Consider the following 23252-nt stretch of genomic DNA (forward strand, 5'->3'; position numbering starts at 1 on the left):
TATTAAAAAAAATATCCTGAAAATTCCCTGCGATGCATTCGGCGGAGCGGACAAGGCACACAAAGGCTTCAACCTGATGCAGAAAGCGATTTCCTATTCCATGACCTCGGTCTTTACTACCGGCGGAATCCGCGGAAGCAAAAAAGCCGTTTCCAAGTTCCAGCCAAGAAGTTTCAATATGGGGGTGAAGAAGGACGTTTTCAATACCGTAGGCGGCTTTTCGGAGATGCGGATCGGGGAAGACCCGGACCTTTCGATGACTCTTTGGGAAAACGGCTATACGACCGCTTTTTTCGATGATATTGCCGTATACCACAAGCGGAGGGTTGACTTCGGGAAGTTTTCAAAACAGGTATACCAGTTCGGCTGTGCACGGCCTATACTCAACCAAAGGCATCCGGCATACGTCAAAATTTCCTTTGCTTTCCCGTCATTATTCTTACTGGGATATCTGATGGGTTTCCTGGAATATTTTTTAATGCATAAAAGTATCATTCTGGCTTTCTACGGGCTGTATACTTTTATGGTGCTGTTCCATGCCCTGATGGTCACAAAAAACATCAGCATTGCAGGAATGGCAGTCATTTCAACCTACATCCAGATGTTTTCCTACGGTTACGGCTTTCTGAAATCCTGGATCCTGCTGAATATTTTCAGGATGAAACCGGAAGAAGCATTTCCCGGTCATTTTTACAGGAACTGACGAGCGGCGGTACACCTGATTTTATTTAAATTCAGGTCCAATGGATAATAGAACGGAAAGCCGGTTCCGAATCGCTTTGTTGGTAAGGCAATACCCCCTTCCCTGATGGTGAGTATTTTTTTTGCCGCCTTTATGGTTTCATATCAAAAAAAACCGCTGAATAAGAATATTCAGCAGCCCTTTAAAATAATTAAGATATGGAGATGGTTTTATGGCTGAGAATGCCTGTTTTGAGCATGCATTCCCTCATTTTTTCATAGGTTCTTTTAATGTCGTGATCCAGTCCTATGGAAAATCTGATCAGTCCGTCGGAGATTCCCATGGCGGTGCGCTCATCTTCCGGGATCTCGGAGGAGGTGGAGCTTCCCGAGCATGAAAACAGGGTTTTATAAAAGCCCAAGCTTACCGCGAGATAGCCCAGGTTTTCCCGCTGCATCATTTCCATCAGTTCATTGGCCTTCGCAGTTGTTCCGGCATCCAGGGTAAGCAATCCCCCGAACCCGTATTCTTCATGCATCATGCTTTTCATCAGCTTATGGTTTTTATGGGAAGGAAGGCCGGGATAGGAAACTTTCAGCCCGTCTTCTTCAAAACGTTCTGCAAGATAGAGGGCATTGTGGCTGTGCTGCTTCATCCTGATGTGCAGCGTACGGAGATTTTTCAGGATGCTTGATGCGCGGAGGCTGTCCATGGTAGGTCCCAGCAGCATACAGGCGCCGGTGTTTACATTCTTGGTATCATTGATGAATTCCTGCGATCCGCAATAGACACCACCTACGGTATCACTGCTCCCGTTGATGAATTTGGTCAGGGAATGGATAACGACATCTGCCCCGGATAAGACCGGAGAAATGGAAAGCGGGGAGAAGGTATTGTCCACGACCAGTTTCAGGCCGTATTTTCTACAGATTTCGGAAAGCCTCTTCAGATCCGCTACTTCCAGCAGCGGATTGCTCACACTTTCACAATATATTATTTTTGTTTCAGGACGTATGGCGTTTTCAACGGATTCAAAATTGCTGATGTCGACAAAGCTGGTTTCAATGCGGAACGGCGGAAGGAAATTTTTCAGGAAAGCATAAGTACCGCCGTAAATGGTCCTGCTGGAGATGATATGGTCTCCGCTTTTGCAGAGCTGCATCAGAACGGAAGTAATGGCTCCCATACCGGATGCGGTAACGTTTGCTGCTTCGGTATTTTCCATTCTTGCCAACGCCTGGGAAAGATAGAGGTTCATCGGGGAAGAATGCCTTGAATACAGGTAGCAGCCGTCGGCATTTCCTTCAAAAGTATCAAACATCGTTTTGGCAGAAAGGAAGGTATAGGTGGAACTGTCCGAAATGGAAGGGTTTACCCCTCCGAATTCACCGAAATACTGTAAATCCTGGATTTCGTTTGCTGCATTGAAGTTGCTCATTTTTTCTGTTTTTATCAGGCTCAAAGATGAATGAATTCCATAATTATTACAACTGAAAACCAGATATTCAGAATATAAAACCAGAATAAAGAGAAAGGGTAGAAAAAAAGTTTATTATATTTAAGGATTGTAAAACTTTAACAAAAATTTATCTATGGCTTTTGACGAAACGGATAAAAAACTGCTGTTTTACCTGCAGGAGGATTCCAAACAGACAACCAAAGAACTTTCCTACAAACTCGGGCTTTCCGTAACTGCCGTTTATGAACGCGTCAGGAAACTTGAAAACACAGGGGTGATCTCGAAGTATGTTGCCATTCTGAACCGCAGCAAGATTGAGCGTAATTTTATCGTCCTCTGCCATGTAAAGCTGACACAGCATAAAAAAGAATACGTGCTCCGTTTTGAAAGGGAGATCATGGACCTGCATGAAGTCACCGAATGTTTCCATGTGAGCGGCGACTATGATTATATCCTGAAAATCGGAGTGAAGGATATGGAAGACTACCGTAATTTCATGCTGACCAAACTGACTGCACTGCAGCATATTGACAGTACACACAGCTCTTTCATGATTTCCGAAGTAAAAAATACGACTTCTGTTGTGGTATGATCTACACCAATACGCCTTGTTTGGAAGCGATAGGATCCGGCAATTCCGTTTCGCCGGTCATCTGCAAAAGGTCTATTTCGATAGTACGGCAGATGGAAAGCATGGGAATGTCAAACATCAATCCTTCAAAAGGGTTTTCGGAATAGTCGCCAACAAGTTCCATAATGATATAGATCCATCCGATGATGATACAGAACGGAACAGATACCCATATTCCCCAGTCTCCCAGTTTGGCAAACTCACTTACCAGACCTAAAGGCAGCAGCATGATGAAGATAATATTAAAAACGAAAGCTGTGCTCGCAAACTGCCTGGGCAGCGGGAATTTTTTAATTCTTTCAGCCTGCCCCTGCAATGTATAAAACTCATTAAGGCAATCCTGAAGCTGCTTCTGGTTAAAATCGGAGATAGCGCCGATATTCTTAAGCTCATTTACATCCTTCGACTGCTGGGCAATCAGATAGGTTGCAAAATTCTTGTAGTGGGACTGTACATTCACTTCTTCTTCAGACAGATATTTGTTGAGGAAAATAGGGGTCCTGCCATAATCCGGGAAGCCTGCCCTGATCAGCCGGTTCCGTTTATGGTCGGTGTTTTTCAACTGATCTTCTTCCACTTTGATGTGTTCCCATTCCGTAGGAATCAGAAGCTGCTCACGCAGCTGGTACAACCATGCAATATGCCGGTAGACTATTTTTTTCCTGCGGTCTTCAAGGCTGAATTTCCCTGTTTCTTCATGATTGGTATCGAATGCGTATACCATTGAACCGAGCATTCTGCTGGAATTGACGATTCCGCCCCATATTTTTCTGGCTTCCCACAACCTGTCATAGGCCTGGTTGTTTTTAAAGCCTACCAGGAAAGCTTCTGCCGTACCGATGAGGGCTACCGGAACCCATGGGATGATCATCCAGTCCCAGTGGAAAACGTGAAAAAGTACGGCAATTAATGTACACCAGACGGAAATCAGGATAACATGGAATCCCGATAGATTGAAAATCCGTTTGTAGTTAACATATTTTGTTGTGATCATAAGCTGTGCAAACCAATAGAAGTCAGCGAAACTGTAAGCAAAATAGATACCATGTTTTTGTGGTACCTGCAGCATTGCGGATTATGGCAAATGGTTAAATAACCACGTATGCCCGAAGCAGGATAGCATTAACCGGTGGAATAAGAAGATAAGAGCCGGAAGTTTTCCAAGCAGGCACTCATGCTGAGGAGTTCGGATGTTGAAAAGAACGGTAAGAATTCGTGATTTGTGAGAAAACTACCGTCAGATCCTTAATCATTCAGTCAATAATCTGTTTTCACCTATGCCGGTTTAACTGAAAGTAAATATACCCGTCCGGATTTATCTGGAATGTACTTAAGAACCGGGCATAAAAAAAGCCTCCGGATTCCGGAGGCTGATTATGTAAACTGAATCAGTATTTCAGCATTTCTTCGATTTTTGCAATGAGCTTCTCTGCGTTCGGCAGCATGGCTTTTTCAAGTGCAAGGTTGATCGGAACCGCCGGAGTATCCAGTGATCCCATCGTTTCAACCGGAGCATCAAGATATCTGAAGCAGTTCCTGGAGATCCTGTGGGCAAACGCTTCCGCAAAGGAGTTATTCAGCTGTTCTTCAGTAAGGACAATGCATTTGCCATGGGCTTTTACCCTTTCAAAAACAAGTTCTTCATCAAGCGGTATCAGGGTTCTCAGATCGATTATTTCCACTCTTCCTTTGAAGTTTTTCACGGCTTCCTTGGCCCAGTACACACCCATTCCGTAGGTTACAACCAACAGGGTTCTTCCTTTTTCGGTTTCCTCCTGATCAGCTGCTGCCACTATCCTTCCTTTTCCGAAAGGCAGGATATAATCTTCTGCCGGTTCAATGGTTTTGGCATCTTCCGTCCCCGGAACCTTGCTCCAGTACAGGCCTTTGTGCTCCAGCATCACCACCGGATTCGGATCGTAATAAGCGGCTTTCAGCAGTCCCTTGAAATCGGCGGCATTGCTCGGATAGGCAATTTTAATCCCTTTGATGTTGGCCAAAATGCTTTCTACGCTTCCGCTGTGGTAAGGCCCTCCGCCTCCGTAGGCACCAATGGGTACCCGGATGATGTTGCTTACAGGGAATTTCCCCTGGCTCAGATAGCTGGATTTTGAGATCTCTGTGATCAGCTGGTTGATTCCCGGATAGATATAGTCGGCAAACTGGACTTCAACGATTGGCTTCAGTCCTACTGCACTCATTCCGGTAGTAGAGCCGATGATGTACGCTTCCTGAATTGCCGTGTTGAAAACCCTTTTGCTTCCGAATTTTTTCCCCAGGGTCACCGTTTCCCGGAATACCCCGCCGATTCTTTCGCCTACATCCTGCCCGTACAGCAGCGCTTCCGGATGTTTCCACATCAGTTCCTGAATGGCATGGATAGCGGCATCCACCATCACAATTTTTTCACCGCCTTCGGGTTCACGGGTCCCGGTTTCTTCCGTAACAGGGGTAGGCGCAAAAATATGCTGCAGTACGGTATCAGGCTTGGGATCTTCCGCTTGCTGGGCTCTTTCAAAAGCTTCTTCGGCTGCCAGGCGGGCTTTTTTAGTGATCTGCTTCAGCAGTTCCTCGTCAGTTCCGGCATCCATCAGCTGGGTTCTCAGGATTTCCCCCGGATCTTTAGCCCTGTGTTTGGTCAGGTCTTCTTCCGTACGGTAAAATTCCCTTCTTACCCCGGAAGTATGATGGCCGATCAGTACAGTCTTTGCACAGACCACCAATGGCTTTCTTTCCGTTCTTACATAGTCTACGGCTTTTTTCATGACCTCAAAGCTTTCCACAAAATCTGTTCCGTCTACCCTCATGCGGCTTAGTCCTGTGAATCCGGCTACAAAATCGTAGGCATCACAGGTCCTGGCTTCTTCCTTGGTAACAGAAATCCCCCATTCATTATCCTGAACGAGGAAAATGATCGGCAGCTGGTGCAAAGCGGCAAACTGGAAAGCCTCGCTCACTTCCCCTTCGGTGACGGAATTGTCTCCCAGGCTGCAGATTACTACAGGATTGTTTTCAAACTGCTGAAGATTGAAATCCTGAATATATTTTATTCCCTGGGCAACGCCTGTCGTTGGGATCGCCTGCATCCCTGTAGCGGAACTCTGGTGGATGATTTTCGGTTTGTTCCCGTCCCTGCTCGAAGGATGCGAATAATAAGATCTTCCTCCTGAAAAAGGGTCATCTGCCTTGGCCAGCAGCTGAAGCATCAGCTCATACGGCTCAAAACCGATTCCCAACAGGATGCTTTCATCCCTGTAGTACGGAGAAACCCAGTCTTCTTTCTTCAGCTGATAGGCTGTTGCCAGCTGAATGGCTTCGTGCCCTCTGGAGGTGCTATGAACGTACTTGGTAACATTTCTGTTTTCTTCGTAAATGTCTGCCATTGCCTTGGCAAGCATCATATGGTTGTAAGCCTTTAGCAGAATTTCCTGAGAAACTTTTTCGTGAAGTGTATTTTCCATAGGAAGCAAAGATAAACAAAAAAATAAAACACTAACGGTTGTTAGTGTTTTTGATGTAACGTGCTGTCAGAATGCTGAAAACCTTATTCTTTCATTACTTTTTTAGAAAGTGTTCCCTGTGTTGTTTTCACTTCCACCAGGTAAATTCCTTTGGTATAGGAAGTCAGGTCAACCTTTGTTTCGTCCCCGTTAACCGTGCCGCTCTGCAGCTTTTTACCGGACAGGTCATAAACGGTGAAGGTGGATTTTGCAGGTGCTTTCATGATTTTCACAAAATCCGGGGTAAGGGTCGGCGCTATAATAATGCCGCTGTTTTTCAGAGCGTCCGCCGTCGCCAGTACGGAAGGCTGGGCCTGTCCTGTTACCATGATGGAATAATTCTGCAGGGCGGCAGGATTGCCTGAATCATCGACCAGCAGGCCCTTGTTGTTGATTTCAATCCTGTACATCCGGCCTGCTACGGGATTATCTATTACCACCTGTTCCACATTATCCACGGTGTTATCCGCTTTTACGGCAGGGGTCATCGGGCTGTCCGGATTAAGCTTCCACGGATAATAGATGGTGTTGCTGGTCATGTCTACGATTCTTACATCCAGGTCGTTGATCAGCTTTGAAGTCCTGTTGTTGTAGACGTCCGAAACAAACTGGTAGTTGGGCGTATATTCAGGATCAATCCAGCTCACGGTCACTTTCAGCGGTTCGCTTCCGGATGCTGTAACAAGCTTGGTGTTCTTTACGCCGTTGGCAAGGGTTTCATCAGCAAAGATCACGGTGTTATTGGCTTTGCCTACCAAGAGTTCCGCTCCTTTTTTAGCATTGATGAATCCCCATCCGAACCAGGGGTCGGGACCAACATTGCCGGCTTCGGAGGCCGAATGAACTGTAAGCACCTTAGCGGATGCTGCATTGAAGGTGGCATTGTTAAACAGCTGCTTATTGATCTGTGTCCAGAGGCCGATAATCCCTGTTACCACGGGAGCGGAAAAAGACGTTCCGCTGTTCATGGCCCAGGAAGTGCTTCCGGCAGCTGAGCTGGAGGCGTATAATACGTTGGTACCCACGGTGGAAATATCCGGTTTGATTCCGCCGTCATCCCTCGGACCTGCACTGCTGTAGCTGGAATGCACCACATCGGAAGGGCTGCTGTACCTGAAATTATTGGTGGTGATGATGTCGGTAGCTCCCACCACAATAATATTTTTGGCAAGCGATCCTGTTCCTATGCAGTCATATCCCAGGGAACAGTTGTTCGGAGGAATGGTGTCGGTGGCGCTGAATGCTACATTGTTTCCGGAAGACCTGTAGTATTTCGGGGCGGTTGAACTGCCTCCGGCCGGTCCCATATCAAAATAATTTCCGGCAGATTTTACGATAACAAAGGAAGGATTGCTGTAGACCAGCGCATCATAATTATAATCGTTTGTATTATAGGTGCCCTGCAGATCATAAAAAGTAGTTCCGCTTTTGGATCCGTTGTATACATAGGAGGCAACATTTCCTGTGCTGTCATAGTTTACGGTCCAGCCGGAATTTACGCCATAGGAGTGGTTGGAGATCGCAGGCTGGGCAGCGAGAATCTTCTGGTAGACGTTACTGGTTGCAGTATTGCCGGGAAGGGTAGTCGTGCTGAACATATAGCTGTCCATGGTAGAGTTCAGGGCTACCCCTTTGGCATTGCCAACGGCAACCCCGCCGCTTGATAAATTAACACTTTTTCCGCCAATAAAGCTTCCGACTCCTGTGGAGTGGTCCGAATAGCTTTGTGTTGTCGCTTCTTTATTGCTGATTCTGCCCGGAATATTATCAAATGCCGTGTGTGCTTCGTAAATCCTTCCGCCGTCAAAAACGGTGTACTTGATGTTTTCCCCATTGAAAGAGCCTGAAAGCCCGGAAACGTTCCCGGCAGTGTTCAGCTGGTCAGAATTGGAGTTCATCAGCTGCCTGGTGTCCTGCTCCTGAAGAAAATAAGGAATATCGAAATTGAATCCTCCCAGGCGTGACCGTAGGGAATCAATCTTTTTTACGGTTTCCCGGTCAGGGTTTTTGCCATAGACCTTTTCAACATAAGCATCGAATTTTTTTTCATTAAGAACTTTCTGCTGCTCGAATTCCCTGTTCAGGGTTTCGTTGCTCTTCTGCGCCTGCATCGATAAAAACAGTAAAGTACCTGCTAAAATTAGATTTTTTTTCACTTTTTCTAAATTAATGGATTCTACATTGACAAATATAAAGAAATGAATGGGGTACCGGATATAATTTAACACTATTTAGCTGAAATTAATTAAGGATTAATAGATTCAGGTAATGCATTATTTAGCGGGATTTCACGCTAAGCAAACAGAAGGGAACAGTTTTCATCAGAAATAAAAGCAACAGTGCACACCACCTGTTTATCAAGAGAAAATATGCATAACAGCATCCGTTAAAAGCTATTGAATTTTTCCGTTAACACAAAAAAATGAAGTAACTTTACATTCTCTTTTAAATAAAAGCTGGAATAATTACATGTATTTAGTTTTTGACACAGAAACCACAGGTTTACCAAAGAATTTCAATGCTCCGCTTTCAGACTCAGACAACTGGCCAAGAATGGTACAGATTGCCTGGCAGCTGCATGATGATAACGGGGCACTTATCGAGAACCAGGATTATATTATAAAACCGGAAGGATATGATATTCCTTTCAATGCGGCACGGATCCACGGGATCACTACGAAGATCGCCAATGAGGAGGGCCGCGATCTCGGGGAAATCCTGAAAGAATTTGCAGCAGTGCTGGAAAAAGTAAGGGTTGTTTCCGGGCATAATGTTGAATTTGATTATAATATTGTAGGAGCCGAATTTTACCGTAAAAATATAAAGGATAATCTTCAGGAAAAACCAAAGGCCGATACCATGGTGCTGGGAACGGATTTCTGCCAGCTCGGGGGCGGCCGCGGCGGAAGGTACAAACCTCCGAAACTGGAAGAGCTTTACGAGAAATTATACGGGCATAAGTTTGATGAAGCCCATAATGCGGCGGCCGACGTAAATGCCACCGCACAGGTATTTTTTGAAATGATGAGGATCGGAATTGTTCCGGCAGAGGTGCTGCGGGTTTCAGAAGACCAGCTTGCCTACTTCAGGACGCTGCATCCGGACCCGATCAGGCCGTTCAACATTATCATCCGCAGACAGGTTGCTGATTTCAATAACAAGAAGAAACAGCAGGATTTCGGCAATATTGATGAGATTGATCTCGGTAAATACTTTAATTTTAATAACCACAGTGTCTTCTCTACGCTTTCTGCAACTTCCGGTATCGGTGACCTCATTAAAAAAGCTTCTGAAGACAATTTTCCTGCTGTAGGAATGGTGGATCTGGGGAATATGATGGGGGCCTTCAAATTTGTTTCGGCAGTGGAAGGTGCCAACGGCGACCGGGCCAAAAAGCATAAGGAATATCTCGCTAAAAAACAGGAAGCGGAAGAAAAAGGAGAGCCTTTTAATGAAAAAGAACCGGTCTCCGAGCCGTTGATCCCTGTGGTGGGCTGTGAATTTTATATCTCAGACCGCTATGAGCAGAAGCAGTTTACCAAAGATGATCCTGACCGAAGGACACAGGTGGTCCTGCTGGCAAAAGATTTTAACGGGTATAAAAACCTAGCCAAGCTTTCGAGTATCGGTTTCCTGAAAGGATTTTATTTCGGGGTGCCGAGGATCAGCCGTGAGCTGATTGCACAATATAAAGAAGGGGTTATTGCGCTGACGTCAGGAATCCATGGGGACATTCCGGATGCCATTCTCAACACCGGTGAACAGAAAGGAGAGGAACTTTTCAGATGGTGGAAAGATACATTTGAAGATGATTTTTACGTTCAGCTCCAGAACCATCAACTGCCGGAAGAGGAACATTTGAATGACGTGCTGCTGCATTTCGCCGATAAATATAATGTGAAAATCCTGGCCCAGAACGAAACATTCTATACGGATAAAGACGACTCCAATATCCAGGATATCGTAAGCTGTATCAAAGACGGTGAAAAGCTGTCGACGCCTGTAGGAAAAGGCTTCGGAAAGAGAAGGGGGCTTGCCACGGGAGAATATTACATCAAAAATTCCTACGAAATCAAGGAAGCATTCCTGGCTTATCCGGATGCCTTTGAAGCGTATGAGGAATTTTTCGCCAAGTTCAGTCCTTACACGCTGAAAAGGGACGTACTCCTTCCGAAATTCGATATCCCGGCGGAATTCATTCATGCCGAAGATGAGCTGGATGGCGGAAAGCGCGGTGAAATGGCTTATCTGACCTACCTGACGTATGAAGGGGCCAAAAAAAGATATGTTGATACGGGAATTACCGATGAAATAAAAGAGCGTCTGGACTTTGAGCTGGAAGTCATTGCCAATACCGGTTATCCGGGATACTTCCTGATCGTTCAGGATTTCTGTAACGAAGCCCGGAATATGGGAGTATGGGTGGGGCCGGGCCGTGGTTCCGCAGCAGGTTCTGCGGTTGCCTACTGCATCGGGATTACCAATGTAGACCCGATTAAGTATGATCTCCTTTTCGAGAGGTTCCTGAATCCGGAGAGGGTTTCCATGCCGGATATCGATATTGATTTTGATGACGAAGGACGTGACAAGATCATCAAATGGGTAATCGATAAATACGGGCAAAACCAGGTAGCACAGATTATCACCTACTCCGTACTCGGGGGTAAATCGGCTATCAAGGATGCCGGAAGGGTACTTGATCTCCCGATTCCTGATACCAATAATATCGCCAAGCTGATTCCTTCCGTACCCGGGATGAATATTGCGAAGGCTTTAGCCAAATATGACAAGTTAAGGCCCGAAGACCAGATGCTGGTCGATGAAATGAGACTTGTGCTGGACAGTGCTTCGGATCCGAGGCATGATGTACTTGCCAGCGCCAGAAAAATGGAGGGCTGTATCCGGAATACCGGGATCCATGCCTGCGGAGTGATCATTACCCCTGAAGATGTCAGTAATCTGGTTCCGGTAACCATTGCTGCGAAAGATGCGGACATCCTGGTATCCCAGTTCGACAACTCTGTGGCGGAAAGTGCCGGCCTGCTGAAAATGGACTTCCTGGGTCTCCGGACCCTGACCATTATTAAAGATGCCCTGAAGCTGGTAAAACAACGGTACAATATCGATATCAATCCCGATGAAATCGGACTTGAGGATGCGAAAACCTATCAGCTCTTTAAAGAGGGAAGGACCATCGGGATTTTCCAGTATGAAAGCCCCGGTATGCAGAAGTACATGCGGGAACTGAAGCCGACGGTCTTTGCCGACCTTATCGCCATGAATGCCCTTTACCGTCCGGGACCTATCAAATACATCCCGAACTTCATCAACAGGAAACACGGCATCGAAGAAATCGTATACGATTTACCGGAAACCGAAGAATACCTGAAAGAAACCTATGGAATCACGGTATACCAGGAACAGGTAATGCTGCTTTCCCAGAAACTGGCTAATTTTACCAAAGGTGAAGCCGATACGCTGAGAAAAGCCATGGGTAAAAAACAGATCGACGTACTGAATAAGATGTACCCGAAATTCATTGAAGGCGGAAGAAAAAACAACCTGAATGAAGAAAGGCTCGAAAAAATCTGGAATGACTGGAAAGCATTTGCCGAATATGCCTTTAATAAATCCCACTCCACCTGTTATGCACTGATTGCTTATCAGACCGCTTTCCTCAAGGCCAATTATCCGGCGGAGTACATGGCGAGCGTCATGAGCAACAACATCAACAACACGGAATCCATCACCATGTTTATGGAAGACTGTAAAAGTATGGGGGTGGATGTACTGGGGCCGGATGTCAACGAATCCCAATATAAATTCTCGGTAAACGAAAAAGGCCAGATCCGTTTCGGATTGGGCGCGATCAAAGGAATCGGGGAGGGGCCGAGTGAAGCCATTACCCGGGAAAGAGCCAACGGAAGGTTTAAGAATATCTATGATTTTTTTGAAAGGATCGCTCCTTCACAGATGAACAAACGGGTGGCGGAAAGCCTTGTGCTGGCAGGAGCTTTCGATGAACTTGATGCATTCCACCGCGGACAGTACTTCGATATAGACATGGCCGGAAAAACCAACCTTGAAAGACTGATCCGCTACGGGCAGAGCTTCCAGGAAAGCAAGAACGAAATGGAACATTCCCTTTTTGCCGATTTTGCCGAAGAGGTCCAGATCGAGCAGCCGAAACTTCCGCCGTGTCCTGAATGGCCGAATATGCATAAACTGAATAAAGAAAAGGAAATCATCGGTTTCTATCTTTCGGCGCATCCGCTGGATGAATTCAGGGATCACTTCCAGTTTATGCAGGGCCAGCTTTCGAAAAAGGCAGTTCTCGAAAAAGAAGAAGAGGTAAAGCTGGTAACGGATGAAGCGCCGGTGCTGGAGCAGGAAGTTATTGAAGATGTAGCTGACCTGGTAGAAATTATTTCCGATGAGGTAGTACCGGGCGAAGAAGAAATTATAGAAGAGGTTACCAAAAAAGCGGAACCGAAAGGCGTCTTCCAGTTCCTGAACCTGGATGAGGTGGATGCGTATAAAGAACAGGCATTTGCCAAAAAGCAGGAAGAGCTTTTTGAAGAGAAGAAAAAGGACTGGAAAACCCTTCAGAAAGAACGGGAGAACGGCGGTGGCGGTAAAGAATATACCGTAGCCGGCCTCATCACGGAGTATGTGGTGAAAGACGGGTTCAGAAGCGGTGAGAAAGTGGCCTTTTTAACACTGGAAGATTATTCCGGTTCCTATTCCTTCAGACTGGGAGACCGTGATTATATGAGGCTGAAAGAAAAGCTGGAGGTTCAGCGGTTCGTGATCCTGAAGATCAAATTTGCCCAGGTAAAGGATGGAAGGGTATTCGTGAACGTTAATGAGGTGATTGAACTTCAGGAGGCTTTTGAGCGGTTTGCCAAAAGCATCTCGCTGGTTATGGATGTGATGGATTTCCGGCCGGAAGACCTTACTTTTTTCCGTACCGTGCTTGAGAGGAACCAGGGAGATCAGAAACTTAAATTTTATATCAAGAATACCGAAGAGGATGACAGAGCCGAGCATCTTGAAGTACAGTCTATGAAACATTCCGTCAACCTGAGTGGGGAATTGCTGAAGGAAATCCGGTTGCTGAATAAATATGAGTTTTATTTGAATTAAAAAGTGATTTTACTTTAATTTTTAAACATAAATCTAAATAGTGGCTAAAAATGGCCACTATTTTTTATTTGATCATGTAAAGAAAAATAATGCAATGCATAATTTTTTAAAAATGTAGTAATAGAGTAATTTTCTGATACGTATATAATTTTAAAACACTGTAATTCAGTATTTTATATTTTTTTATTTGAGTTGTTATTTTGATAATAAAATCAAATGTTTGTTTGTTTTTCTGTTATTAATATTCTTCTTTATTTAGTGAATTAATAAAATAAACAAAGTTTCAGTTAATTATTTATGGTTTATTCATATCTTAGCATATCTAATTTAATTTGCAACTTATGAAAAAACTTAATTTTTTGTTTTTGCTTTTGATGTGTTTGTTTACATATCAGGCATATTCGGGGCAAAATTTTACTGTTACAACTTGCTCTACTGGCATAGGATCTAATACTTACGGTCCAATGAACAGTAATTCTACGGCGAACAGTAAAAACAGAACAGCCTTTATTCTTCCAGCTTCGCAACTTTCCGCATTAAGTGGAGGAACTATTACCAGTACTTATTTTAGAAGGATTGCTTCATCAGGTTCACTTCCTGCTGGTACAACTTTTAAAATTTATCTGAAACTTACCTCGGCAACAGATTTCGGTTCAACTTCCCCGGATTGGGCTACGGAAATTTCTACTGCGACATTGGTATATGATTCAGATCCTGCTACTGCAGTTGGCTCTACGGCCGGCTTTAAGCAATTTTTACAATCTTCCGGTTTTACTTATACTTCCGGAAATAACTTAGCTGTTTATTTAGAATATACACAGACAACAGCGCCATCATCCAGTATTACTTGGGATTATGAGTATGGGACGACCTGTATTTCCACAGGCAATAATAATACGACAAAGTATCTTAATACTACGAGCGCCTTCACTTCCACTCTTACCAGCTCTAATTACAGAAGACCGGTAATTGGTTTTGATGTAACTTTCCCAGCTCCGGTTTCAGCTCCTGCGTGTACTACTGTATCTTCTCCTGCAGCCAATGCAACAGGCGTTTCAGTTACACCAACTTTTACCTGGGCAGGTGTTTTAGGACAAAACGGTGCATCTAGCTATTTAATCAATTTAGGGACTAGCCCTGGAGCTACCAATGTAATGAACGGTGTTGATGTAGGAAATGTTACTTCTTATACTGTACCAGCAAGTTCCCCGCTTAACTTTAATCAGCAGTATTATATCAAGGTAATTCCTAAAAATTCAATTGGCAGTGCAACCGGATGTACAGAAACATCATTCACTACAGCAAATATAAGCTGTCCTTCTGTAAGTGCTCCTGCATCGGCTGCTACTGGTGTTTCTTTAACTCCTACCATTACTTGGGCTGCTACAACCGGAGCTTTAGGTTATCGTATATCCATGGGGACTACTTCTGGAGGTACAGATGTACTTAATAATGTGGATGTTGGTAACGTAACAACGTATACGCTTAATACAACGTTAAATACATCTACAACTTATTATTATACTGTAAATGCATACAGTGCAGGTTCTGTTTCTTCTTCATGTACGATAAGAAACTTTACGACCGTTTGCGGTGCTTTCACGCCTAATTATACAAATAATTTCTCAACATTTCCTGGTGTTTGCTGGTCACGTGCAAACGGGGGTACGCCTGCCACTGGTCCTGGAACAGGAACAACAAACTATTGGTTAGAAGATGGGTTTTTGAATGTTGGCTCTACAGGAGCTGCGAAAATAAACCTTTATTCTACAGCTAGAAACGGATGGTTGATTTCTCCATCATTTAATTTGTCTGCAGGAGGATATAGAGTTAAATTTGACTATGGTGTAACTGCATATAGTGCTACAACATCAAGTGCAATGGGATCTGATGATGTAGTTCAGTTTGTGGTTTCTACAGATGGTGGAACTACATGGACAGTACTTCAGACATGGAATGCATCCAATGCTCCGACAAATACGCTAAATTCATATACTCTTAATTTAACAGCGTATACTGGGAATAATGTAATTTTTGCAATGTTTGGTAGCGATGGAACAGTAGATGATACTCAAGATTATGAATTCTTTGTAGATAATTTTACAGTTGAAAGTATCCCTTCTTGCGATACTCCAGCTGCAGTAAATGTTTCTTCCATTACAAATAATTCAGCTACATTATCTTGGACGGCACCTGCCACTCCACCTGCAAACGGATATGAATATTATTATTCTACTACAAATACAGCACCTGCTTCAGGAACACCAACAAGTGCAATATCAGTACCTCTTTCTTCATTAACACCGCTTACAACATATTATTATTGGGTAAGATCAATGTGTGCAGGAACTCAAAGTACTTGGGTTACAGGATCATTTACTACGCTTGCCACTCCACCTGCTAATGATAATTGTTCATCTCCTGTTTCGTTAACAGCCGGAGGAAATTTTGCTCAGAATCCTGTTGTTGGTACAACTGTTGGAGCTACATTAACTAATGACGCTACTGCTACGACGGCATGTCAAACAACTAGATATGCAGATACTTGGTATTCTGTAGTGGTTCCTGCAAGTGGAAGTATAAAAATTGAAACCAAAGCCGTTACGGGTTCATCGTTAAACGATACGGTCTTAGGTGTTTATAGTGGATCTTGTGGTGCTTTAACGCCAGTAGGATGTAATGATGATGATGGTGATGGGAATTTCTCTTTACTGAGTTTAACAGCTGCGAATGGAATTACACCAGGTGAGACTCTTTTAATAGGTGTTTGGAACTATAGTTCTTCAAACAATGGACAATTCCAGATTTCTGCTTATGATTCGTCACTGACATTAGCTACAAATGAAGTAAAAGATATTAAGAATACAATCAAGGTATATCCTAATCCATTCTCTGAAATACTGAATATTTCTGATGCCGGAAATGTGAAGAATGTTCTGGTAGTGGATCTTGCAGGGAGACTTGTTAAGACCATTGCAAATCCTTCATCCGTACTTCAGTTAGGAGAACTTAAAGAAGGATTATATGTAGTAACACTTGAAATGAAAGACGGATCAAAACAATCTGTAAAAGTGATCAAGAAATAATCTTCAATTTCAATATCCTAATATGTCCGTCCTGCAGCCAACTGCAGGACGGATTTTTTTTGGAATTCTGTTTAAATTTTCATAGTTTGGTGAATAAATAGCTTGCGGACATTGTCTGGCTAATGCGCACAGTGTTACGATAAAAGGTAGAAATGCACAGCATAAAAATATACCTTATGCGTTGTATTATCATCGTACAGATATTTATTTTTATGAATATTTTTAAGCATTTTTAAATCTTTTAAGTATATGTTTATGATTTTTTAACAATATCATTGCTATTTTATCCTATATTTACCGCCCTAATTAATTTTACGTTATATGAGAAAATTATTACTCTCGTGGCTATTGCTGATAGCCGCTTTTATGAATGCCCAGGTTGCACTGGGAAGTGGTACCTCACAGGGAGGCGCATTTCCGGCAGATGTAAACTATGGGTATAATTATACCCAGCAGATTTTTACGAAAAGTGAAATCAATACCTCTGCTGCAGGAACCATTACAGGGCTTACTTTTTATCTGCCGAACAACGCGGATATTTCCAAATCCGTTGATTGGGTGGTATATGTGGGGCATACCTCCAAGGCCACTTTCACCACTACTGCCGACTGGGTTCCCGTATCTGCACTTACACAGGTTTTCTCAGGTGCCATAACGGCTTCCGGGAATCAGGTTACCGTAAACTTCACTACGCCTTTTGCCTATAACAATACGGATAACCTGCTGATTGCCATCGATGAAAATACGGCAGGTTTTACAGCGGGTTCCAATAAGTTTTATACCTATACAGGGGTTACTGATTCAAGTATCTACTACAGAAGTGATACCACGAATCCGGATCCGGCGTCTCCGCCGACGGGCATCAGGTCTTCTCTTAAATCTGTTACCAGCCTTTTGGGGCTTACGCCGCTGGCAGCACCGGGTTGTCCTGTGGTAACGGTACCTGCTGCCAATGCTGCCAATACATCGGTATTTCCTACGATTACCTGTGGAGTAGTTAACAATGCCTCTTCTTACAGGATCAGTGTGGGAACAAGCCCGGGGGCTTCCGATGTCCTGAATATGCAGGATGCGGGTATAGCTACTTCCTACACCTTTGCAAATGCACTGAATTTCAATACACAATATTATTATACGGTGTATGCGGTAAATGCAGCAGGTACATCCACAGCTTGCTCAGAAAGGTCTTTTACAACGGCGGCAACACCGGCATGTCCTTCCGTAAGCGCACCTTCAGCAGCCCAGACAGGGGTTCCTCTGAGAACGGCTTTCACCTGGTCTGCCGTAAGCGGAGCGGCCGGATACCGTATTAACCTGGGGACTTCGCCCGGAGCTACGGATATTCTGAATAACTTTGATGTTGGCAATAGTACTGCTTATACCTTAACAGCAGTCCAGCAACTGAATCCGACAACAAAATATTATTTTACCATCATCGCCTACAGCGGAAATGTAACTTCTGCCGGATGTACTGAAAGAAATTTTATAACAACCGTTGCCGCACCGGCCAATGATGATTGTGCAGGAGCAGTAACTTTACCGGTAAACTCTGATCTTTTATGTGCGGCAACTGCTGCCGCGAATACTCAGGGGGCCACGCAGTCTCTGACAGCAGCACCTTGCTCCGGAAGCCCTGATGATGATGTATGGTTTAAATTTACAGCGGCTTCATCAAGTCATGTTATCAGATTGTCCAATATTGTTTCCACGGGAAGTACCACCGGGATTACCGATATGTATTTCCAGGTTTTATCGGGAACATGCGGAAACCAGACCAGCCTGCTGTGTTCGGATGATGACCTTAATCTTGTATCGGGGCTTACTCCGGGACAAACCTATTATATAAGAGTATATACCTATTCTTCTATAGCCACTGCTAATGCGAGCTTCACAATCTGTGTAGGTACTCCGCCGGCACCTCCTGCAAATGATAACTGTTCGGATGCAGTAAATATAACGGTAAACCCGGATATGAATTGCGGAACCGTTGTATCCGGCACCACTGCCGGAGCTACCTCTTCGGGAGTGGCTTTGGGGACATGTACCGGTGTTGCTGATGATGACGTATGGTATAAATTTACCGCTACTGCTGCAAATCATACATTAAAGCTTAATAATATTGTTTCCGTAGGGACTGCCTCATCTACTTCATTGTATGCACAGGTATTCAGCGGGGCATGCGGAACTTTAACCAGTGTGAGATGCATCACCTCGAATACAAATTTCTCATTGCTGTCAGGACTGACTCCGGGACAGACTTATTATGTAAGGGTTTACAATTCCAATACCAATTCGGGCGGAACTTTTTACAGCAATTCATTTGATCTCTGCATAGGAACGCTTCCTGCGGCTCCTTCCAATGACGACTGCGCAGGTGCTGTTAACCTGACTGTTAATCCGGGACCTGCATGTTCTTCTCCTGTTGCAGGATCTACATTGTCAGCTACCGGTTCCGGACTTGCCGTTACCCCTTGTACTGGAACTGCGGATGATGATGTATGGTTTACCTTTACAGCAGCCGGAACAGCGCATAATATATTGCTTTCAGATATTGCTTCTACCGGAAGCAATACGTCAGCCAGTCTTTATACACAGGTATTCAGCGGAGCCTGTGGTGCATTGACGAGTGTTAAATGCGGAACAACAGCAAATACAGCACTTACCGGTCTGACACCGGGGCAAGTGTATTATGTAAGGGTGTATAACTCCAATGCCAATACCGCTACTGCAATCTATTCAAACAGCTTCAATATCTGTATTGCAACGCCACCGCCGCCGCCGGCAAATGATGACTGCTTAAATGCAGTTGCTCTTACTGTAAGCAATTCAAACGCTTTTGCAGCTTTGGTCAATGGAACAACCGTAAGTGCTACACAGAGCACCGCAACGGCTCCTGCATGCAATACTGCAGGAATTAATGATGACGTATGGTATTATTTTACAGCTACTTCGGCAAGTCATCTTGTACATGTGCTGTACAGTGATAACGCTACGACTACACAAATTTACTCGGGAGCATGCGGCAGCCTGGTGTCAGTGGGTTGCTTCGATGGTACTTATGGAAATTCAAACGTACTGCTTCAGAATCTCAATGTAGGACAGACTTATTATGTAAGGGTATTCTCTTCATCCAGCGTGGCAACCACAGCATCCAATTTCCAGATTGCCGTAACAACACCTTCTGTAAATAATGACACCTGTGCTACGGCAACAGCCCTGGCATGTAACGGAAGCGCACAAGGCTCAAATGCCCTGGCAACAGACGATGTGCTGCCTGCTTCTACGTGTGGTTCAGCAGGATCAACAGCAATCTCTAAAGGAGTGTGGTTCACGGTAACAGCTTCAGAAAACGGCCCGATTACTGTTGATGCCTGCGGTACACAATATGATTCCTATCTGAGGGTATATTCCGGCAGCTGCAGTGCTCTGACCTGCGTAAGCAATGTTTCCGGAACAGGGTATTCTGATAACGGATGTGCTAATATTTATGATTCGCCCAAAGTAACCTTTACCGGAGTGGCCGGAACAACATATTATGTGCTTCTGACAGGATATACTGCTGCCAGAATAGGAAATTACAATATTTCCGTCACTCAGGGTTGTACAAGTCTTGCTACTGCTGAGGTAAACGGTAAAAAGGAAAGCCTGAAAGCGTATCCGAATCCGTTCAGCGATATCCTGAATATTTCAGATATTGCCCATGTAAAATCCATTTCAGTAGTAGATGTTGCAGGACGAACAGTAAAAAGTTTTGGCAAGGCAACTGCTTCCCTTGATCTTAAGGACCTGAATTCAGGAATGTATCTTGTGATCCTGAATATGGAAGACGGTTCAAGACAAATCATCAAAGCTATTAAGAAGTAACAATTCATATTATTGTCTCTCATGGCGGCTCTTCTAAAGAGCCGCCATTTTTATTTGTTATCAATTTTTTTTCATATATCCGGTATATGGGTATTTTTAGGGGGTTAGAATTGATTTTTTTGTAGTCTTGTGTATTATACTAACAATTTTCTTTCATTTTAATTAAATTTTTGTTAATTTAGTATCATTAACCAGTAAATCATTAAGAATGAAAAAACTTTTATCAGTTGGGTTCTTTTCTGCAGCCCTATCTTTATCAGCTCAAACCTATTGTACGCCTGCTTTTGCCAGCGGATGTGAGGACGGTGATCAGATCGACAGCTTCAGTATCCCGGGTGCCGGCTTCAGTCATCTCACTACCGGTTGCTCCACAGATGCTTATGGTGATTTTACCGCACAGACGATTAATCTGAACGCCGGTGTGTCTTACTCGTTCAATGTTGTCCATAATTATTCGAACCAGAAAGTAAAAATCTGGATCGATTTCAATAATGATGGTACTTTTGATGAAACAACGGAACTCGTAGCTTCAGGAAGCAGTGTTTCGGCAAATTCCACGATTGAGACCAACGGATCAGTCGTTATTCCTGCCAATGCAGCTGTAGGTACCCACAGAATGCGTGTTGCCGACCGGTACAATAGTGATCCTGTGCCTTGTAACACAGACGGCTATGGTGAAGCGCACGATTATACGGTAAATATCGGTGCCGTACCAAGCTGCCTGGCACCTTCCGGCATAACGGCTTCCAACGTAACGTCAGGTACGGCTACCGTTTCCTGGACAGCCCCTTCCTCTTCAGTAGGTGTAGGGTATGAATATTATCTTTCCACCAGCAGTACGGCTCCTGTGGCTACCACTGCGGCAACTGCATCGGTGTCAAATCCTGCAGTAAGCGTGTCCTTACAGAATCTTACGCCTACCACCACCTATTACGTTTGGGTGAGGTCTGTGTGCAGCACGACAGATAAAAGTGCATGGTCTGCTTCCGCAACCTTTACAACAAGCTGTGCAGCAGTAGTTCCCAGCTTTACTTTTGATTTCTCATCCGGAATCGATTCCTGCTGGAAGGAAGCCAACAGCGGAACCCCTGCTACAACACCTTCAGGTACGGATTCCAACTGGTACGAAGACGGATTCCTGAACAACGGTTCTGATGGAGCTATGAAAGTAAATCTATATACAAGTGCTTTCTTTCCTTCTACTTTCGATTCATGGCTGATTACTCCGGCTTTTGACCTTTCCGCAGGAGGGTACCGTGTGAAGTTCGATTACGGGCTTACCGAATATGCCAATACCGACAGCGGAATGCTGGGATCGGATGACCTGGTTCAGTTTGTCGTTTCCCAGGACGGAGGAACCACATGGACTGTCTTACAGACCTGGAATGCAAACAATTCCCCGTCCAATACCTCAAACCAGTACGTGTTTAATCTTACAGGATATAACAATGCCAGTACCAGATTCGCTTTCTACGCCACCAACGGGGCTGTTGCAGATACGAATGATGTAGAATTTTTTATCGATAATTTTACCGTAGAGCAGAACAGCCTGTCGACAAAAGAAACGTCAGCAGCGAAGGATGCCGTTAAAATCTATCCGAATCCTTTCTCTGAAGTACTGAATATTGCGGATGCTTCCAAAGTGAAAAGCGTTCAGGTAACTGATGCTGCCGGAAGGTTGGTGAAAACCTTTGCCAATCCAACTTCAGAGCTTCATCTCGGAGAATTGAAGCAGGGCGTTTATATGGTCGTTCTCGAAATGAAAGACGGGTCTAAACAAACCCTTAAAGCGATCAGAAAATAAAAGAAGATCATTCTTAGAAACTTACGATTGCGGCTGTATTTCAGCCGCAATTTTTTTTTCATCAATATGTGATTATTAATATTTATTTAATAATATAATCATTAAATTAGCATATGATCCACTAAAATAATAAATTATGACAAGATTTTTACTCTCATGCCTTTTATTCACAGGTATGATGCTCAATGCCCAGATCAATCTGGGTACCGGCAGCACCGATGTGGGTGTGGCACCCGTCAGCACCTATTACGGATATTCGTATGTGCAACAGATTTTTACAAGACAGGAGATGAATGCCAATGCAGCCGGAAATATTACCGGGCTCAGATTTTATATGGATCCGGCGCTATCGGTTTCCAGTTCTTCGCAATGGACGGTATATCTGGGGCAAACTTCAAAAACTTCATTTGCATCCAATACAGACTGGATTCCCCTGAATCAGCTGACCCAGGTTTTTTCAGGAACCGTTACCAACGCCAACGGAGTGATCCAGGTGAATTTTACAACACCTTTTCCCTACAACAATATCTCTAACCTTGTTGTTGCAGCTAAAGAAAATACACCGGGCTATAACATCAATAATGATGATGAAGCGATATACGTATACAGCGGGGCGGCGAATTCCCTTCTTTATTACAGGAATGACAATGTTAATCCGAATCCGGCATCTCCGCCTGCGGGAAACCGTGAAAATTATAAATCGGTCATTACCATCCTGGGACTGGCGCCAAACCCTGTTCCGGCCTGTCCGATTGTGACCTATCCGGCCGTTAACTCCACCTTTGTCCCCCTGAGCCCTGTTATTACCTGGAATACTTCTTCAGGAGCAACCGGTTACAGGGTATCCATCGGAACTTCGCCGGGAGGGACCGATATTGCCAATCAGGTTGCGGTAAGCGCCAATACCTATACGCCTGCTGCACCGCTGTCCAGCAATACCACCTATTATCTCCGGGTAACGGCCGTAAGCGCAGCCGGAGAGTCTTCAGGGTGCAGCAATATTGTATTTACCACCGCACCCGGTGCCCCGGCAAATGATGAATGTGCCTCCGCACAGACCCTCACCGTAAATCCGGATCT

The 23252-nt window shown here is 44.4% G+C and carries 11 protein-coding genes; 7 read left to right on the forward strand and 4 right to left on the reverse strand.

Annotated features, from left to right (window positions below):
- Positions 1-703, forward strand: a 703-nt coding sequence (locus tag QZ735_RS00630) for a glycosyltransferase family 2 protein (protein WP_294243245.1), incomplete at its 5' end; no start/stop codon positions are given.
- A gap of 190 nt (positions 704-893) precedes the next feature.
- Here the strand turns inward: QZ735_RS00630 and QZ735_RS00635 are convergent.
- Positions 894-2120, reverse strand: a complete 1227-nt coding sequence (locus tag QZ735_RS00635; protein WP_294243247.1) for an aminotransferase class I/II-fold pyridoxal phosphate-dependent enzyme — start codon at positions 2118-2120, stop codon at positions 894-896.
- Between the two features lie 154 nt (positions 2121-2274).
- Here QZ735_RS00635 and QZ735_RS00640 point away from each other — a divergent pair, with 154 nt between their 5' ends.
- Positions 2275-2733 (forward strand): Lrp/AsnC family transcriptional regulator, encoded by a 459-nt coding sequence (locus tag QZ735_RS00640; RefSeq protein WP_294243249.1) that lies wholly within the window; start codon positions 2275-2277, stop codon positions 2731-2733.
- Between the two features lies 1 nt (position 2734).
- On the opposite strand, the gene QZ735_RS00645 is transcribed toward QZ735_RS00640, so the two are convergent.
- From QZ735_RS00645 to QZ735_RS00655, 3 genes are all read right to left on the reverse strand, one after another.
- Complete coding sequence (locus QZ735_RS00645; protein WP_294243250.1) at positions 2735-3766, reverse strand: bestrophin family protein; 1032 nt, start codon at positions 3764-3766, stop codon at positions 2735-2737.
- A 394-nt stretch (positions 3767-4160) separates the two neighbouring features.
- Positions 4161-6233, reverse strand: coding sequence for a thiamine pyrophosphate-dependent enzyme (locus QZ735_RS00650; protein WP_294243252.1), 2073 nt, complete (start codon positions 6231-6233; stop codon positions 4161-4163).
- Positions 6234-6316: 83 nt separating this feature from the next.
- The gene (locus tag QZ735_RS00655; protein WP_294243255.1) at positions 6317-8428 is read right to left on the reverse strand and encodes a S8 family peptidase; all 2112 of its coding nucleotides are present in this window, start codon (positions 8426-8428) and stop codon (positions 6317-6319) included.
- A 313-nt stretch (positions 8429-8741) separates the two neighbouring features.
- On the opposite strand from QZ735_RS00655, the gene dnaE reads away from it, so the two are divergent.
- The 5 genes from dnaE to QZ735_RS00680 all read left to right on the forward strand — a co-directional run.
- The gene (gene dnaE, locus QZ735_RS00660) at positions 8742-13418 is read left to right on the forward strand and encodes a DNA polymerase III subunit alpha (protein WP_294243257.1); all 4677 of its coding nucleotides are present in this window, start codon (positions 8742-8744) and stop codon (positions 13416-13418) included.
- A 341-nt stretch (positions 13419-13759) separates the two neighbouring features.
- Positions 13760-16504, forward strand: coding sequence for a T9SS type A sorting domain-containing protein (locus QZ735_RS00665; protein WP_294243258.1), 2745 nt, complete (start codon positions 13760-13762; stop codon positions 16502-16504).
- A 321-nt stretch (positions 16505-16825) separates the two neighbouring features.
- Positions 16826-20368: a T9SS type A sorting domain-containing protein gene (locus tag QZ735_RS00670; RefSeq protein ID WP_294243259.1), complete on the forward strand. Its 3543-nt coding sequence runs from the start codon at positions 16826-16828 to the stop codon at positions 20366-20368.
- A 208-nt stretch (positions 20369-20576) separates the two neighbouring features.
- A complete protein-coding gene (locus tag QZ735_RS00675) occupies positions 20577-22172 on the forward strand; it encodes a GEVED domain-containing protein (protein ID WP_294243260.1) in 1596 nt (531 codons plus the stop codon).
- A 136-nt stretch (positions 22173-22308) separates the two neighbouring features.
- Positions 22309-23252: fibronectin type III domain-containing protein (locus QZ735_RS00680; protein ID WP_294243261.1), on the forward strand; the 944-nt coding region annotated here is incomplete at its 3' end.

The sequence above is a fragment of the uncultured Chryseobacterium sp. genome, assembly GCF_913776365.1.
GTDB lineage: Bacteria > Bacteroidota > Bacteroidia > Flavobacteriales > Weeksellaceae > Chryseobacterium.